Source organism: Desulfogranum japonicum DSM 18378 (genome assembly GCF_000429945.1).
Classification (GTDB): Bacteria; Desulfobacterota; Desulfobulbia; order Desulfobulbales; family Desulfobulbaceae; genus Desulfogranum; species Desulfogranum japonicum.
In genome coordinates this window covers 1-17321 of sequence record NZ_AUCV01000052.1, presented here as the reverse complement: position 1 = coordinate 17321, position 17321 = coordinate 1, and the positions used below count along the sequence as shown (strand labels likewise).

13 protein-coding genes and 1 pseudogene are annotated in these 17321 nt (G+C 47.5%); 1 reads left to right on the top strand and 13 read right to left on the bottom strand.

The window, feature by feature from the left end:
* Window positions 1–64 precede the first annotated feature (64 nt).
* Window positions 65–3820: an ammonium transporter gene (gene amt, locus G493_RS30135; protein ID WP_051309576.1), complete on the bottom strand. Its 3756-nt coding sequence runs from the start codon at window positions 3818–3820 to the stop codon at window positions 65–67.
* A gap of 438 nt (window positions 3821–4258) precedes the next feature.
* On the opposite strand from amt, the gene G493_RS0119025 reads away from it, so the two are divergent.
* Window positions 4259–4939, top strand: coding sequence for a class I SAM-dependent methyltransferase (locus G493_RS0119025; RefSeq protein WP_051309574.1), 681 nt, complete (start codon window positions 4259–4261; stop codon window positions 4937–4939).
* 182 nt (window positions 4940–5121) lie between these two features.
* On the opposite strand, the gene G493_RS0119020 is transcribed toward G493_RS0119025, so the two are convergent.
* The 12 genes and pseudogenes from G493_RS0119020 to G493_RS34065 all read right to left on the bottom strand — a co-directional run.
* Window positions 5122–5769, bottom strand: a complete 648-nt coding sequence (locus G493_RS0119020; RefSeq protein ID WP_028581681.1) for a GntR family transcriptional regulator — start codon at window positions 5767–5769, stop codon at window positions 5122–5124.
* Window positions 5770–5836: 67 nt separating this feature from the next.
* Window positions 5837–7066, bottom strand: a complete 1230-nt coding sequence (locus G493_RS0119015) for a M20 family metallo-hydrolase (RefSeq protein WP_051309572.1) — start codon at window positions 7064–7066, stop codon at window positions 5837–5839.
* Between the two features lie 29 nt (window positions 7067–7095).
* The gene (allE, locus tag G493_RS0119010; RefSeq protein ID WP_028581679.1) at window positions 7096–7866 is read right to left on the bottom strand and encodes a (S)-ureidoglycine aminohydrolase; all 771 of its coding nucleotides are present in this window, start codon (window positions 7864–7866) and stop codon (window positions 7096–7098) included.
* A gap of 33 nt (window positions 7867–7899) precedes the next feature.
* On the bottom strand, window positions 7900–9972 hold the full coding sequence (locus tag G493_RS0119005; RefSeq protein ID WP_028581678.1) for an aldolase/citrate lyase/malate synthase family protein: 2073 nt from the start codon (window positions 9970–9972) through the stop codon (window positions 7900–7902).
* Between the two features lie 44 nt (window positions 9973–10016).
* Window positions 10017–10721, bottom strand: coding sequence for an aspartate/glutamate racemase family protein (locus tag G493_RS30130; RefSeq protein WP_205623719.1), 705 nt, complete (start codon window positions 10719–10721; stop codon window positions 10017–10019).
* Window positions 10718–11431, bottom strand: coding sequence for an ABC transporter ATP-binding protein (locus G493_RS0118995; RefSeq protein ID WP_028581677.1), 714 nt, complete (start codon window positions 11429–11431; stop codon window positions 10718–10720). Before G493_RS0118995 ends, G493_RS30130 begins: the two co-directional genes overlap by 4 nt.
* Window positions 11425–12216 carry an ABC transporter ATP-binding protein gene (locus tag G493_RS0118990; RefSeq protein WP_028581676.1) on the bottom strand — a complete coding sequence of 264 codons (792 nt, stop codon included), beginning with the start codon at window positions 12214–12216 and terminating at the stop codon, window positions 11425–11427. Before G493_RS0118990 ends, G493_RS0118995 begins: the two co-directional genes overlap by 7 nt.
* On the bottom strand, window positions 12213–13184 hold the full coding sequence (locus G493_RS0118985) for a branched-chain amino acid ABC transporter permease (protein ID WP_028581675.1): 972 nt from the start codon (window positions 13182–13184) through the stop codon (window positions 12213–12215). The genes G493_RS0118990 and G493_RS0118985 overlap by 4 nt, the downstream gene beginning before the upstream one ends.
* Before the next feature lie 5 nt (window positions 13185–13189).
* On the bottom strand, window positions 13190–14059 hold the full coding sequence (locus G493_RS0118980) for a branched-chain amino acid ABC transporter permease (protein WP_028581674.1): 870 nt from the start codon (window positions 14057–14059) through the stop codon (window positions 13190–13192).
* A gap of 115 nt (window positions 14060–14174) precedes the next feature.
* Window positions 14175–15311 carry an ABC transporter substrate-binding protein gene (locus G493_RS0118975; protein WP_408608816.1) on the bottom strand — a complete coding sequence of 379 codons (1137 nt, stop codon included), beginning with the start codon at window positions 15309–15311 and terminating at the stop codon, window positions 14175–14177.
* A 91-nt stretch (window positions 15312–15402) separates the two neighbouring features.
* The gene (gene puuE, locus G493_RS0118970) at window positions 15403–16341 is read right to left on the bottom strand and encodes an allantoinase PuuE (RefSeq protein ID WP_232363797.1); all 939 of its coding nucleotides are present in this window, start codon (window positions 16339–16341) and stop codon (window positions 15403–15405) included.
* Between the two features lie 697 nt (window positions 16342–17038).
* A pseudogene (locus G493_RS34065) lies at window positions 17039–17321 on the bottom strand (IS701 family transposase); the annotation flags it as partial.

Below are 17321 nucleotides of genomic sequence, written 5' to 3'. Positions count from 1 at the left end.
TCAAATCATATGTTGGCCATTGATAAAGCCTGTCTGTGAGATAAACTTTTCCCGGTGCAAGGGGCTATAGTGTTCTATAACTCAATAAAAAGGGGGCTACCTGGTCAACTGGAAGGGGTTTTGAAAAAAGGAAGCCCTGTACCTTATCGCAGTCCAGCTTTTTTAAAATGGAAAACTGGCTTTCTGTTTCAACCCCTTCGGCAATCAGGTTTAGACGCAGGGTGCGGGCCAGAGAAACAATAGTTTTGACTATTTCAGTCGCCTCTTCATTGTTTTCAAGGTTGCTTATGAAAGAACGGTCGATTTTCAGGTCTGTAATGGGAAATTGATGGAGTGAACTGAGGGATGAGTAGCCGGTCCCAAAGTCGTCAATGGCAAGATTTGTCCCTATCTCTCGCAAATCATTGAGTTTACCGATGGTTTGCTCTCCGCCTTCCATTATTATGCTTTCAGTGATTTCGATTTTTAAATCAGTTGCTTTAAGCCCGGTTTCTGCCAATATAGTACGTATTGTTGTGACAAGTTCTTTTTGAAGAAATTGTTTGGCTGAGAGATTTACGTTTATGGTCATTTTACTCGCTTCTTGCATGCTTCTTTGCCAGGTTTTCATCTGGGAACAAGCCTCTCGTACAACCCACTCACCCAATTCAAGTATCATGCCGGTTTCTTCAGCAATGGGAATGAAGATATCGGGAGAAACAAGCCCTCTTTGAGGATGGTTCCACCTGATAAGTGCTTCAAATCCTTGGATACTTCTGTCTTGTATGGCAACAATCGGTTGATAGTAAAGGATGAGTTCTTTGTTGTGTATGGCTTCACGTAACTCATTTTCCAATTGCATTGCTTTGGAAACCATATCATGAAGGCTGCGGTTAAAAACCTGGTACCTGGCCTTTCCCCGTTCCTTGGCTCGATACATCGCAATATCGGCATCCCGTAAAATCGCTTCAGAGGAATGATATTTGTTTGTAGTTAACACGATGCCTATGCTGGCGCTGACCCGAACTTCCTGTTTGCCGATAATAAAAGGATATTGAGCTTCTTTCTGCAGTCGTTCTGCTATTTCCAGCACTTTGGAGGGGTTGCTGTAATCTTCGATAAGGACTGCAAATTCGTCTCCTCCCAATCTTGCTACTGTATCACCGCTTCGTATACAGGAAAGAAACCGCCTGGCAACCTGCCGTAACAGTTCGTCACCTGTGAGATGTCCCAGGCAGTCATTCACCCATTTGAACCGGTCGAGATCCAAAAGCATGACAGCATAAGAATAGTCCTGATTGCGCTTGCTGCGTTCCACAGCCCTTTCCATTCGTTCCATGAAAAGAATGCGGTTTGGTATGTCCGTCAATCCATCATAGAAGGCTTGTCTGTATAATTGATTCTCAAATTCTTTCCTTTCGGTGATATCTTCATAAATAAGGAAAAATCCTTCAACGGTATCCTTTACTTTAACGGCAAATCCCAGTATGGACACGGGAATATGGCGACCGTCCTTATGCATACGGATCGTTTCTTTTTGTATAATCTCTCCTTTTAGAATTGCCTTACTGATGGCTTTTAATTCATCAATATGAGAGGGTGGGATAATGAAATTGTGCAGCGAATGGTTCTTTACCTCAGTTTCCATATATCCAAACATCTTTTCGAAGCTTTGGTTGACCTTTACAATATGCTGTTTGTCATCCAAAGCAACGATTGCCTGTGAGGAGCCGTCAAACAACTCTCTAAAGTAGGCTTTTTGTTTATTGAGAGATTCTTCAGCTTCACGAAGGTTTGTCAGGTCGACAATTGTGACAACTGTTTTTTGCGTATCTGCAATCGTGGAAACATTGAAATAGGCTGGGATTATTGTTCCGGAACTCTGTAGAATATTGCACTCATAGGCGTTGGCAACCATTGTTTCATGCCTTTTACGGAGTTCATGATAGTGAAGTATTCTATTTTTTTCAGGTATGGGAAGCAGGTCCTGTAAGTCCATTTCCTGTTCCATTTTCTTTTTATCGTATCCAAACAGGAGCTCAGCTTCCTTGTTCACCATGTTGAGGCTACCATCTGCGTCAACCATTATCGTTGCTACACCGATGTTTTCAAAGAGTTCTCGATAACGCATTTCAGATTGGCGCAGGGATAGCTCCCGGTCCTTCAGGTCAGTGATATCTCTGAATGTACCGATATAAAACTGGGTGTTGCCCTTGCCGGCCTCTGTGATAACTGCCTGCATGGGAAAAAACGTACCCCCTTGTTTACGCCCCATGGTTTCTACTGTTTTTCCTTGATACAGGTGCTGTTGTATTGTCTTATACTCTTCAGGTGAAAAAAGATCAGAGAGTTTAACCCCAGATAGCGGACCACAATCTGCAAAGCCGAACATCATTCTTCCACTGGGGTTGACATTGATTATTTCCAGGGTGTCATTGACAAAGGTTATGATTGCATCTTTGGCCAGGGAAACAACTGCTTCGGTGTGTGAAAGGGCGTCTTCAAGGGCATCCATTATCTGGTTATGCCGTTGGGCTATGATCCCGATCTCTGTAAAAGGTTCCACCGGCATTCGTGTGCAAAGGTCACTTGACTGCACCTGACGATCCATTGCCATACACAGATCCACCAGTTCGGTCGTTGCTCCGTGTTCAGAAAAATTCAGCCCATTATGTTCATCTTCCAGGGATACCCTGAGGGGAAAATGCCTGTTAATGAGTCTGATAAGGAAATACGGTATCACAAATCCCATGAAAAAGGCGGCCAGAATGCCTTCAATCTGGGCGATAAGCTGACCGCCAAAAGAAAGCCCGGTTCCCAGGATCTGCGTGTCTCCAAAAAGTGCGACGCAAAGGGTACCCCATATTCCACAACCAAGATGGACAGGTACAGCACCCACAGCATCATCAATCTTGAGACTTATGAGTCCGAGTTCGACGAATAAACATATGATACCTGCAACCAGCCCGATAAGGACCGCACTCTGTGCCGTAACACAGTGGCAGCATGCTGTAATGGCGACTAAACCGCCCAGGGACCCGTTAATCAGAAAGTTGACTCGGGGTAATCTTGTGATGAAATAACCTGTAAAAAGGCAGCTTAACGCACCTGCAGCACCTGCAAGTATGGTATAAACGATGATCAGGGGCACATGTTCGTTCATCGTCAGTGTGCTTCCACCATTGAAACCGAGCCATCCTATCCAAAGCAGACAGGTTCCCAGAACGGAAAGAGGTAAATTGGAACCGTTGAAACCAAAAAAGACCTGTTTGTTATCAAATCGACCTGTTCGAGGACCGATGATCAGCAGTATGGCAAGAGCCAGCCAACCGCCAACGCTGTGAACCACAGTGGAACCTGCGAAATCTACGAATCCAGACTTGCCGAGCCAACCGGCTGGGGTGCCGGCATCAATCCCATTCCATGCCCAGTGGCCGAAGACCGGATAGATAAAAGTTGAAAGGATGACAACAATGACCATGTATGAGGAAAATTTCATACGTTCTGCAACAGCTCCTGAAAAAATGGTTGTTGCCGTCCCACAGAACATTGCCTGAAAAAAGAAGAATGTTGCCGAAATATCCACCGCATGGAAATCCGGCATATACGCCGATTTTCCGATAAATCCTCCATCTGTCATTCCGAACATCAGGCCGTAGCCGAAGAGCCAGAATGAAAGAACAGAAATGATAAAATCAGTGAGGTTTTTCACTGCGACATTGATGGAATTTTTGGATCGGGTCAGCCCCGATTCGAGGCACATGAAGCCTGGTTGCATAAGAAATACAAGCGTTGCTGCAACTATTACCCACAAAGAATCTAAAAGCGAAGCATGTATCATGACGAGAAGTCGGTTGGTAGATCAATTTTTTACGGTAAACATCGGTTCCCATTCCCCTGATAAGAAAAGCAAAAGGGGTGCCAGGCAGACAACCTGGGAAAGGATCTGGGCGTATAGATGTTGGCATGAAATGGTAACGGTCTATAATAACAGGTAATAATGAATGTGATAACCATGCCTCATGGTAAGATGTTTTTGAGCAGGTAACCAAATTTCAGCGGAGCTGTTGATTTCAAGTTTGTAATTCACAGCTCTCGTATAGCTACAAAAATGTTTGTTTCGGATCGCCTTAAGGTTGGGTAGCCACTCTAAATAGTGTCACTGGCAGAAAGAATTGATATCAGAGTGCCCGCATGCCTTCAGGGATAATAGGCAGTTTGTTGTAACAAAAGATGGAAATGTAGATCAAAGCTATGTCATATTAACAAGGAGGATGAGGTGAAAGAAGCATTGTTTGATTCTTGGACTGAACAATACGATCAATGGTTTGAAACTCCAGGCGGTGTGTTTGTCCGGAAATATGAGGCAGACCTGCTTTTAAGACTGCTGAATCCGCAGGCTGGAGAGCATATTCTTGATGTCGGATGCGGAACAGGCATCTTTACCCAGGATGTCCTGGGCCTTGGCTCAAGAGTTACAGGCATTGATCTTTCCTTTGCCATGCTGGCTAAAGCCAGAGATCGGGGTGGAAGAGATTTCAATGCTGCGTGTAGCAATATGTGTGCACTGCCTTTTGCAGACCAGACGTTTGACCGGGCTTTTTCCATGACAGCTATTGAATTTGTGGAAGATATTAGCATTCCTCTGCAGGAATTACAGAGGGTCACAAAGAAGGGCGGATGTCTAGTGGTGACCACCCTGAATAAACTGAGTCCCTGGGCGGTACGGCGTGAAAAAGAGGGGCGGGAGGGGCACTCGCTGTTTTCACATGCATATTTTCGTACTCCTGATGACATGCGAAAACTTGTGAAAGGTCCCTGCACTGTAAAAACAGCAGTTCATTTTATGAAAGATTCTCCTGTTGCCGATATCCCAGGCATTGAGAATGAAGGGATGAAGCGTAATCTGCAAACCGGTGCACTGCTTGCCGTACAATGGCAAAATGGATTCTGGAAGTAAATGTTTTGCTTGTCTGGTTCGTGCCTGCCCTAAAATAGCTTTTTCGGAGTCTGGTTTCTCGCATCCTCATTTATGGACAGGCATTAGTCCGGATTTCTCACAAGCATATTTTCAGTAGATGCGAGGCACAGGACATGAAGCCGTAGTACACTACTGCAGATGTCCGGTAACATGCGGATGAGTCAGGCCTGGAACAGGGCTGAGCGCATTTCGTTGAAGTGGCGATTTAATTCGTCGATGGCAGCGGAGACGTCCTGTTTTTCTATGGCATTGAGCAGTGCAAGGTGTTCCTGGTTTGCTGCGCTGATTCGTCCCTGAACTTTTAAAGCACGTACTGAAATAACCTGTATCAGGTTCTGCAAATATCCATATAGACGAGGCAAGCGCTGGTTAGGACTCAGAGCCAGGATATCGTTGTGAAACTGACGGTCAACGCGAACAAAGTCCTTGTTTTTTTGACTTACAGCTGGCTTTGCGAACAGTTTTCTATATTTTTCTACAGGAAAATCCGCAAGACGTTCTCCCGCCCCCTGAAGGGCGTAGACTTCAAGCATGAGACGAAGATCAAGAATGTCGTCTGCATCTTTCTTGTCAATATGTACCACGGTATGACTTGTCCGTGGGCGAATGGTTACGAGATCCTCCTGGCCGAGTTTGTGCAAGGCATCACGGATGGGAGTGACACTGAGGTTCAGTTTTTGGGAGAGGTCGTCAAGCACTATACGCTGCCCTTGCTCCAGCTCACCGGTGAGGATCATTTCCTTGATTTCCAGATACGCTATTTCACCCAAATTGGGACGGGGACGATTGGTTGTTCTTTTTTCTGCCATGGTAGCTTTGAAGACAGCTGATGCCCCAGGAACTCGGATTTTCGGTCCTTGGGGCTCAATATGCTGATTATTCCTGTATTTTCAGTAGAGTATGTAATAGTACGTTCACCCCCGCGGCACAATCCTCATACCTGGTGTTTTCCTGCGGGCAGTGGCTTTTACCGTCAGTACTGGGGACAAAGATCATGGCACCTGGACCGAGTTTGCTGACATATATCATATCGTGGTTGGCGCCTGAATACATGCGTTTGCAGCTCAGATTACGTTCCTGACAGACTTGTTCAATGGAGCTGAGGAGCTGTGGGTTGAAGTCAACCCGGGCTTCTTCCCAAAAACGTTTGATTTTGATGCTGCAGCCGGTTTCCTCCGCAAGTTCGTTGAGTCTCTTTTCAATTCCAGTACAGACACTGTCTGTGTTGGCAACATCCCAACCGCGAATATCCATAGTGAACTCCACTTTTCCCGGGATCACATTGAGCGAGTTGGGAGTTACCTGGATATGGCCAACCGTCGCTACGACCGTGTCAGCATCAGCGGCAACATCGTGGATGGCGCTGCACATGCGCGCAAAAGCATAAAGAGCATCTTTGCGGCCCTTCATGGGAGTAGAGCCTGCGTGATTTGTCTCACCTGTAAGCTGGACAGTATACCAGCGAGGTGAGACTATCCCTTCGGGAATGCCGATGGCTATGCCTTCCCTGTCCAGAACCGGGCCTTGCTCTATGTGCAATTCTACAGCTGCATGAAGTTTTTTTCTGGTAAATTCCTGGTTTCCCAGAAATCCTGTACGTTGCAGCTCCTGGTGCAGTTTTTTTCCGGATTGATCACAAAGAGTATACATGCTTTTACGGTCAAGCTGCCCTGCCCAAACTCCGGAACCAGTGCAACCCGGACTGAACCGGGAACCTTCCTCGTTGGTCCAGTTGACTATGATCAGATCACGCTGTAGCGTGATACCGTGGTCCCGCAGGGTGGAAATTATTTCCAGCCCGGCGAGTATCCCCAGTGTTCCGTCAAAGCGTCCACCGTTCGGCTGGGTGTCATTATGGGAACCTGTTAAAAGCGGAGGTAATGTGGAATCTTTGCCTGCAAAAGTGAAAAACATATTTCCCATGGGATCAATATGAGTGGAACATCCCTGTTCTTCGAACCATTGGGCAAGGATTCTGCGCCCTTCGGCATCTGCGTCGCTGAGGGCAAGGCGGGAAACTCCTCCGTCCTGTGTGCAGCCAATACCGGCCATTGCTTCCAGTCGTTGTTGCAGGCGTTCACTATTAATCGTGATTGACGAATTCATCGCAATAATACCATGAAAGAGTAAACATCTCAGAGTGTAACGTCACGGTTGCAGTCCTTTGAATAGATATAGGTCAGTCTTCCTCTTCCTGTGGTATAGACAGCCTGCTGTACATAGGGGCCAAAGAAAATGAAATCTTCTTTTTGTATCTGGATCCATTCCTCTCCAAGCAGATAGATGCCTTCCCCCTCCAAAACATAAGCTCCATGTTCCTGTACATGCGTCTCCACAAAGGGGTGACAGCCAGTGGGATCAAAGGAAAGTATATGCATATTCATGTCAAAGCTGATATCCGTTGGCAGTAAGTCTTTGAGAAAGACATTCGCCATCTCATCATATTCCTGTTCCTGGATGTCATTGGTGTTGCCTGTCACTGTATGCGGCTGCAGTGTGTCCCAGGGAATATAGCGCTGTTTGTACAGCAGAAAACGGACCGGTTTATCACCTGGATTGCTGAACTGCAGATCTGACTGGGGGGGAGCATATGCATATCCTCCGGGAGTGAGTGTATGCGGCTCACCATCAATGGTTATCTGGAGTATTCCGTGTTCATCAAGCAGATAGATAAAACTTTCTATACCATCTTCAGCTGCAAAGGGACTGCTGGTTCCTCCTCCTGGCATGGCTGTGCCAATGTACTGAACAAAGCTGGCCCCGAGCTTTGGTGATGCTATAATGGACATCTGACAGTTTGAAATGCAGGGAATAACGTTGTTGACACGTCCTTCAGGAGGAATCACAGCGTATTCGCCAGGACGAATAACAGCGCGGGTTTTAAGTAATCCTTGTGGATAGCCCATGGTAAATCTCCAATGCTTGTATGAATAATAATATCAGATTGCGTGTAAAAATATTGCTACCTGTTGTTCAAAATCCGGTTCCAGGGTGTACTTTTCGGGGTCTATCTGTTGCACGAATTCCCAGGGATCTTCTGCCTGACGAACAGCGTCAACCGTAAAAGGGAGTAAAAGCTCTGATGCGAATTCGACCGGAATTGACTGGGTCATCATAAGCAGCATGAGTCTGAGAGCAACCGGATACCACCTGGCAGTTCGTTTATCCCACTGAACCTGCACCTGTGGCCTGGAGTCTGAAGGAGAAAGCCTGATCCGATCGTATTCCTGCAAAGCGATCTTCAGCAGATGATGCCGTTCGACTCTACCGTGATATACTTCATGCCATACTTCCCATCGTGAACGTTCCGCTGTTGCCAGATCATCCATAACGCGCACCTGCTCTCCCTCAAGAGAAGCTGGCAGGGCAACACAGCCATTACCTGCAAGCCAGTCAGCTAGGTATTGGAGTGACTGGAAAATGTTATATCTTACTTCCTGTTCATCGTTGTTGGCTATGGTTGCGGATTCTGCCAGGTCAGCTGCAATAAGTGCTCTGGGAAAACGTGGGTCATCGTAGTCCAGGCTTTCAACATCCGGCAGTTCAAGGAAATCCAACACTTCCTGGTTATGAGGCGCAGCTAACACTCCATTTATAAGCTGCCTGAGGGATTCCTGGGAACCCTGACTATATGCCTGCCATGCCTGTACCAATGCTATACCGATACGGACAAAATCGGGATGCGCGACCCAGAAACCGTCAAGTCCACGACGGAACTGGGTAATGACATCTCGAAAATAGCCTTTTATAGTCACTTGAAACGAACCACTTGTCGGGTCGTTGTCCATGGGAAGCACACCGTACATTCCACCTATTTTGATTCCTCCCCTAGGGCCGACGACCCTTGCCAGGAGTTCGTGACTGGCCTTGATATGCTTGATGACAATTTCCGGGTCGCTTTTCACAGGTATTCTATACTGAGGGTCTTCTTTAAAGAGTCTTGCCGTTGATGCCAGAAAATCATGCCAGCCCAGTGATGCGCCTGCAAAATAGGGGTAAAGGGCATCCATGATCTCGTTTGTGCGAAAAATTGCCCGAGGATTTTCCAACACGATCAGCAACCGTATGGTTCCAGGGGAGTACTCGGGGTGAAGCTCAGAAATCATTTGTTCAGCACAGCATACCAGTTTTGCCAGATAGGTTGCTTCTTCTTCGTTTTCCAGTTTTGGAATATAAAAAGTCAGCGCCTGTGGATTGTCCCAGAGGCGATAAAGGTGCAGGGCAAAATCGTAGATGTGAAGGGGCAATGGATTGTTATCTGCAAACAGGAACGGGCAGGGGATTGCGATTCCCGGTATGCGTTTAATTGGCAGAGCCAGATTGCCTGCTGCCAGTTGGTAGTTTTTTCCATTATCTGTAAAACTGATATCACCTTTGAAGCATTGAGCCAGATTGCTGCTGCCGTTCATCAGGTCATTTCGCAGCGGTGTTTTTGAATCTTCATCATCTGCGCCCCACTTGGGTAATGTCGTGCATCGATTTACCAGTTCAGTGACTATGGCAGGTTCATTGGCCATTTTTCTATGCCAGGTGTTCATAGCATTAATGGCCATTCTGGCAGAATTCGGTGGTCCAAACAGAGTAACATGGGGAGGCTGCAGCCAGTCTGGAATTTCAGCAACAGATTCACCGGTGGCCCGAAAATACCCCTCGGTTAACGGGCCGACAACAGTTCGTCCGGTGTGATCGGTTTGCCCGATAACAGTCTGATAGTTTGGATCGGCGACCGAAATATTCTGTTGCTGGTTCTGTTTTGCACAGTGTTTGGTCTGGGCATCGATAAAGTCGCGATCAGCTGAACGTTGCTCTAAAATGATCGCCAGCTCTTCTTTGAATGTATGGTAGAGGGAGCAGGCAAAACGTAAACTTTCCACTGTTTCCAGACCGGATATACTGCCAATCTGGCTGAGTCCAGGTACTCCGTCAACAGGACAGGTCTGCTGAAGGAGATACTCCAGCATGGCATCAGAAAGGAAAGATGTGAAGGCAGGGATTTCCCGTGTCGTTTTCATTGGTAACTGATTAATATAAAGAGATTGTTATGGTTTTCTACTGGTCAAGTGTGGGCGCTGACTGGCGCGTATCCACCGATTTTTGAAGTGTACAGGCCACAGCGTACCATTGCTTCAGCCAGTGTTACGGCAGAAGTGACGCCATCGACAAAGGGGAGACCGTGTTTGTGTTCCAGATCATGAACCATGTCAACCATGCCTGCGCAACCCAGCACAATGGCTTCTGCGTGATCCTCGTTTATGGCTGTTGCGATCATTTCGTCCAGCCTTGCTACAGTAGAAGCATCTTGATTTTCCAGATCCAGGACAGGGATATCGCTAGCCCTGACACCTGCACAACGTTCTGCCAGTCCGTATTTCTGAAGGTTGCCTTCTATGCCGGGAACAGAACGCCTGAGCGTCGTGACAACAGAAAAGCGGCAGCTGATCAGAGAGGCCATGTGAAAGGCGGCTTCTCCTATGCCGATAACCGGCTTGGAGGTCAGGCAACGGGCAGCATCGAGCCCCGTGTCATCAAAACAGGCAATGATAAAGGCGTCTGAAACCTGATCATGCTGAATGATCTCCAGCATGGGACCCGTGGCCATGGCCACATCATAATATCCCTGGATGGAAGCCGGACTGTCAGTGGGATTGACTGCTTTAACCTGGGTACCCGGGCCAACGACACGGTTGGCAGCCAGGCCGCACTTTTCAGTCATGCTTGCCGTGCTGTTGGGGTTGATGAGGCAGAGATGTATGGAGCTCATAGTTCTCCTCCAAGGTAGGCAGCCTGTACCCGCTCATCCTCCAGCAGATCTGAGGATTTGCCATGAATTGCAACGGCCCCGGTGGTAAGGGCATATGCCCTGTGTGAGATACGCAGAGCCATTCTGGAGTTTTGTTCTACCAGAAGCACTGAAACTTTTTCTTCCTTATTGATCTGGACAATGGCCCTGGCAATGTCAGCGACCAATTTAGGTGCAATGCCAAGGGATGGTTCATCCAATAAGAGAAGCTTTGGTTTGGCCATGAGAGCGCGGCCAATAACCATCATCTGCTGCTCCCCTCCGCTCAGGGTCCCTGCAGATTGTCCGTAGCGCTCTTTCAGGATGGGAAACCTTGTGAGCACCTGTTCCAGAGACTGACGTATTTCTGCCTTGTCAGTGCGGCTGAAAGCGCCCATCAGAAGGTTATCCCGTACAGACATGTACGGAAACACGCGACGGCCTTCAGGCACCATGATGATTCCACTTTTGACTATATCAGCTGGCCGACGATGGTGTATTTCCTGCCCCTGAAAGGATATGGAGCCGTGCTTGATTTTGCTCAATCCTGTAATGGATCGTAATATGGAACTTTTTCCGGCACCATTGGCGCCGATCAGTGCCACTGTTTCGCCTTCTTCGAGATGCAGGGACACCTTTTTCAAGGCATAGACATGGTCGTAATACAGTTCTACGTTTTCTATTTTTAACATGTATATAACCCCACTAAATCTTCTTCCCTGCCTAGGTAAGCCTCTATTACCTGTTCGTTGTCCTGAATTTCAGCAGGAGTGCCTTCAGCTATTTTTTCGCCAAAATTGAGGACCACGATGCGATCAGAGATACGCATGACAGCAGCCATGTCATGTTCTACCAGCAAAACTGTAACTCCCCGGTCGCGCACTCCGCGGACAAGCTCCACCATCTGCATGGTTTCGTCGTGGTTCATGCCTGCAAAGGGCTCGTCCAAAAGCAATACTTTGGGATCACAGGCAAGGCCTATGGCTATTCCCAGCGCACGCAGATGCCCTTGCGGCAGATTGCACGCAATTTCATTGGCAAGGGGTGCAAGTCCAAGAAAATCAAGGATATCGTCAGCTGAACGGCCAAATGTCTGTTCATCCTGATGCGCATTGGCTGATCTGAAGAAATACCCAAGCAGATTGGCTTTTGACCGGATATGGTGGGCAACAATAACGCTTTCCCGCACTGTCATGTTTTTAAAGATGGTGGTTTCCTGAAAAGTGCGGACAATACCTTTGCGGGCAACAATATGAGGGGCCAGGTTAGAGACCCGTTCTCCGGCAAAGAGTACTTCTCCGCTGGTTGTTCGCAGAAACGAACTGATCAGTTTGAACAGGGTTGATTTGCCGGCTCCGTTGGGCCCGATAACAGAGAGTATCTCACCTGGAGCCACATCAAAGCTGATATCGTTATTGGCGGTGAGCCCACCAAATTTTTTAGTCAGGTTGCGCACCTGTAAGATGGGTGGTGTCATGAGTTTTTCCTCCCAGGCAGCCTCAGACTGAGCAGGCCGTTAGGCAGGATCAGCATGCAGAGAATAAGGAGTGACGAGTAGATCAACATCTGGTATTTCCCCGTCTGAAACAGCAGGTCCCAGCCAAAGTAAAGCACCACTGTTCCCAGCATGGGGCCAAATACATAACCAAGTCCGCCAAGAAAGCAGTTAAGCATGAAGTTGATGGAATCTGCCACCTGGAAACTCGAAGGGTAGATCGATTGCGACATTACCGCAAAAATTGAACCGCCAATACCACCCATGAAAGAACACAGCGCATAAATAATGATTCTGATATACGCTATATTCACCCCGATGGATGCCGTCAGTTCTTCGTTCTGCTGCATGGAACGGCATAAATGACCAAGCCGTGAATGTACCAGGCGGAATACGACGGCAAAACAGAGAATCATCAGGCATACCGCCAGAAAATAAAAACCGATGCGTGGATTCTCCAAGGTCGCAAAATCCGGAATGATAGGAATTCCAAAAAGCGATACCTTGCCTGGAAGCGGAATATTGGATATGCCTTTGGCGCCATTGGTTATGGGCAGGGCCAGAGCGCTCAGTCGGCCAACTTCAGTCAGAACCAGGGTGATCATGGCAAAATAGACCCCGCGAAGACGAAGAATGGGCAGGCCGATCAAGACGCTGATCAATGCTGCGCCAATCCCTGACAGGGGCAAGGCTATCCAAAAGGAAAAATGTGCTTTGGTAATCAGAATAGCGGTTATATACCCGCCGAGCAGGGCAAACGCTCCCTGGCCGATATTGATGCGGCCGATATAGAAGGTGAGCCAGACCCCGGCGCTCGCAATGGCAAGCAGGGCCACCGAGGTGAGGGTATAATACAGATCCCAGCGTCCACTGGTTGCAATGAACCAGGGGATAAGCACAAGGATTGAGAGTAGAAAGAGCAGGCTGGAGAAAATCTGTTTTGTGTTCATGGCGCTCAACCCCAGGGTTTGCCCATCAGACCGTTGGGCCGGATGGCGAGAAAAATCATCAGGGAGACAAAAATCAGCAGATAGGTCACATCTCCATAACTGGCCAGGGCAGAAAGCAGGATGGATTCCATGAATCCAAGTATTACTCCACCAACAATAGCTCCAGGAATAACACCGGCTCCGCCTATCATCACCATCATAAAGGCTTTGGTTGAAGTCGGACCTCCCATACCAAGATTCACCCCGGTTATGGTAACCAGCAAACCGCCGACAATACCCGCAAGCATGGCACCAAGTGCAAAGCCGGTCATGCTGTATCTGTCCACATCCACACCCATGAGCTGAGCAGCGTCTCTGTCCTGGGCCAAAGCGCGTAGAGCCCGTCCTGTTTTGCTGAAATGCATGAACAGAATGAAGAGAACGATGCAGCCAACAGCCAGACAGCCTATGAGAATACGATCGTGAGGCATGATTACTCTGAAATCCCAGTTAAAAACCCCGTCTATCAGTTTGGGTACGCCGCGCTGCTTTTCGCCAAAGAGCAGAAGGATGACAGCATCCAGGAAAAAACCGAGTCCTGCTGCCAGCAGCATGGTGCTTTCATCACGTTGTGAACGGCGGATAACCGGGCGAAAAAGAAAACGTTCGACCACTGCTCCCACCACAGCCAGCGATACTGCAGTAACCAGCAGGGCGAGAGCATAGGGCATGCCCAACTGGCCATAAATGGTGTAGGTAACAAAGCCTCCCAATACATACATCTGGCCATGGGCAAAGTTCAATACATTCATGAGCGCAAAGATCAGGGTGAGCCCCAGGGCAATCAGGGCATACTGCGCCCCAAGATATGCGCCATTGACAAGAATCTGTTCCATTATATTGTGTCCACTGTGTAAAGCCGTGGGCCTTAAAGCTCACACAGGCGTCCCGCCTCTCTGTTGCCGGAGAGACGGCACGTCTGTATGCTATATAAGGCGGCAAACGAAGTCTTTAGTCAACCTCTGCAATAAAGAGAGTCTCAAACTTTCCATCTTGGTACACATTGACCACCAATGGCACCATGAGTTGCCGTTTTTGGGTAAATGAAGTGGTACCTACATACTTGAGGGATGCGTCGCCTTTCATGTATGGATTTGGAACTTCAAAAGTTTCAATGGTCTTTTTGAATTCTTCCACATTTGTCAATGCATTGGGATTGGCTTTCAGTGTTTCAATGATATATTCCAGGGCATAGACCTTGGTGTTGGATTCATCATTGTATTCGCCGAATTTTTCTGTGTAGCGTTTCACAAACTCACGCATGGTGTCAGAGGCGATTTCAGGAGTGGAAGCACCTCCAACGGAAATAAAGCCATTGGCCAGGTTTCCTGCACCCTCCTGTAATACCTGGGCATCCTGCGCTGTCTCTGTTGAAATGATGCCCTGGTATCCCAGTTCTCTTGCTGATCGGATCAACTGAGGTGCGTTTGCCGGAGCGACGCCGCTGAGCACCAGAAGGTCTGGTCGCTTTTTGATCGCAGGAGTTATAACTGGAGTAAAATCTGTAGTATCAACCTGATAGGTGATATTGCTCGAAACTACTTTAAGGCCTAGAGCTTCAGCAGCAGCTACTCCACCGTCTCGTTGCGAGAGAGGATCAGATTCATTGGCAGCCACAAAGGCAACTGTTTTAACGCCTTTGTTTTCCTTCAGGTATGTATAGATAGCCGGGCCTGACTGATAATTGGCGATCATACCCAGGACAGCATTGGATGCCGGTGGGGTGTAGAGCGATTTGGGAAAGGCATACGGAAAGTAGATAATATCATTCTTTTCAGCAACCGGCCTCACCGCAGCAGCACCATCATCCACATTGGGCCCGACGACGTAGTGGATGCCTTCCTGGGCCATTTTTTCCATACCTGCTATGGCTCGCTTGGGGTCTTTCTGGTCGTCAAAGGTGATGATTTCAATGTCATATGTGGTATCACCAATGGTGACGCCACCCTGTTCGTTGAGCCAGTCAGCGCGGGTCTGCATGGAACGAACATTGGACGTTCCCCATGCTGCTGCCGGGCCTGAGGTGACGCCAACAAAACCAATTTTTAGAGCTTCATTGGCAGTTGCCGTCTGGCAAGCCATTGCCATGGATATGGCTGCTATTCCAGCCGTTTTTACAAGTAATTTACGCATTGTGTTTCTCCTGAGGGGTTGTTGTTTAGCTGTATCGGGTTGAAAGTTAAGGCTGTAATGCCGAAATATCAGGTGGATGAGTGAGCTGCCAGTGTCGGGCTATATCAATTCTTCTGCAGAACCAGACGTCCTGGTGGGACAGTGTATAATCCAGGAAGCGTTCCAGGGCTTTAATACGTCCAGGTTTGCCAACGAGACGACAGTGCATGCCAACGGACATCATTCTGGGAATCTCTAGGCTCTCTTCATAAAGGGTGTCGAAAGTGTCTTTTAGATAGCTGAAATACTGGTCGCCGCAGTTAAAGCCCTGGGGAGCGGCAAATCGCATGTCGTTTACATCCAGGGTGTAGGGAACAACCAAGTGCGGTTTTCCTGAGACCGAAGTCCAGAAGGGGAGATCATCGCTGTAGTCATCGGCGTCATAGAGAAAACCCCCGTGTTCAACTACCAGTTTGCGGGTGTTGACGGAAGTGCGTCCTGTGTACCATCCACGTGGTGGTTCTCCTGTTAAACGGTTGAGTATTTCGACTGCTTTTTCAATATGCTCCCGTTCAACATCAATGGGCACCTGATCGTAATCAATCCAGCGATATCCGTGAGAGCATATTTCATGGCCTGCATCAAGACAGGCATCTACTACTGCCGGATTTCGTTCCAGTGCCATGGCAACGCCAAATATCGTTAAGGGAATTTCTTTTTTAGCGAATAATTTCAGTAGCCTCCATATGCCAACGCGACTGCCGTATTCATATAGAGATTCCATGCTCATATGTCTGCGTCCATGGAATGCTGCGGCTCCTATCATTTCGGATAGAAAGGTCTCTGATGCCGGATCCCCATGTAGAACGCAATTTTCTCCACCTTCCTCATAGTTGAGTACAAATTGTATGGCCAATCGGGATCCGCATGGCCACTGAGCCTGTGGAGGTTTTGCTCCGTAGCCTGTCAGATCACGTGGGTAGGTTGAGTTTATTTTAGATGTCATTTCTTTTAATTTGCTGATTTAGTGTCGAAAAACATATTTTACATCTTGTATCTTATAAGATGTGTGTGCATTGCTAATGCCAGTTTATTCTGCAGATGCAGAGTTTTGCAGTCGATTTGCGATTGTTGAAGAAAAAAGGCGTTATTATAAAATGTTAGATTATCACTTGGCAGATAGTAGCTATGTGATGAAGTGAAATAAAAGGTGGGGCAATATTTATATAAATTACATCTATGAAATATATGTATCCTGGTAATGGCCGTTTATTACAAAATCGGAATATGTGTATCGCGCTGGTTTTGGAGCTTGTTTTTTGGCTACTTACTAATCTTTTGTTGTTATTTTGAGATCTATACTGTCCTGTTTGTGAAGTGGAATCGCCTTGAAGACGTTTAATTGATTTGTTATCACAAAAATGTTTATTTTTTTTGAGGGTGGGATCTAGCTGTAAAGATTGGTATTTATATCTTTTTTGTCGAAGTATTGTTGTATAGTGTTGTATATCTATGAAATGTTGGGGTTTGCGTATGCGGGGTAATCTTCTCGCGTAATATATTTGAGTCAGTGCCTGTCCAGATGTGACGGTTGTTTCCTGCAGCAGCGTTATGCTTAAAATCTTATCTTCCCGGGTTAGGTAGGCGTATACTATCAATTCTAAAGTTTCCTGGAAATTATCACATCGCCGATCCCGGTTCCCCTACGCGACCATGCGTAGCAGTGTTCTGACAAAAGATTTTTGCGTCTTTTGCCTCGGTAACGGGCAAATCGATTGAAAATCCTCACTCAATGCGGCCTCGGCTATAATTCTTCGGACATCTGAAAATGCAAATCCGGAACGGCCGCGAACTTTATATTTGCGATCGGGCGCCTTTTGCAGTCGAGCCGCATAAACCCATGTCAGCGTTGTCGCCATCATGCAAAAGTTGAGATGGTTCTCTACAGCATCAGCATTTCGAGTCTGCGATTTCGAACTGCCGATC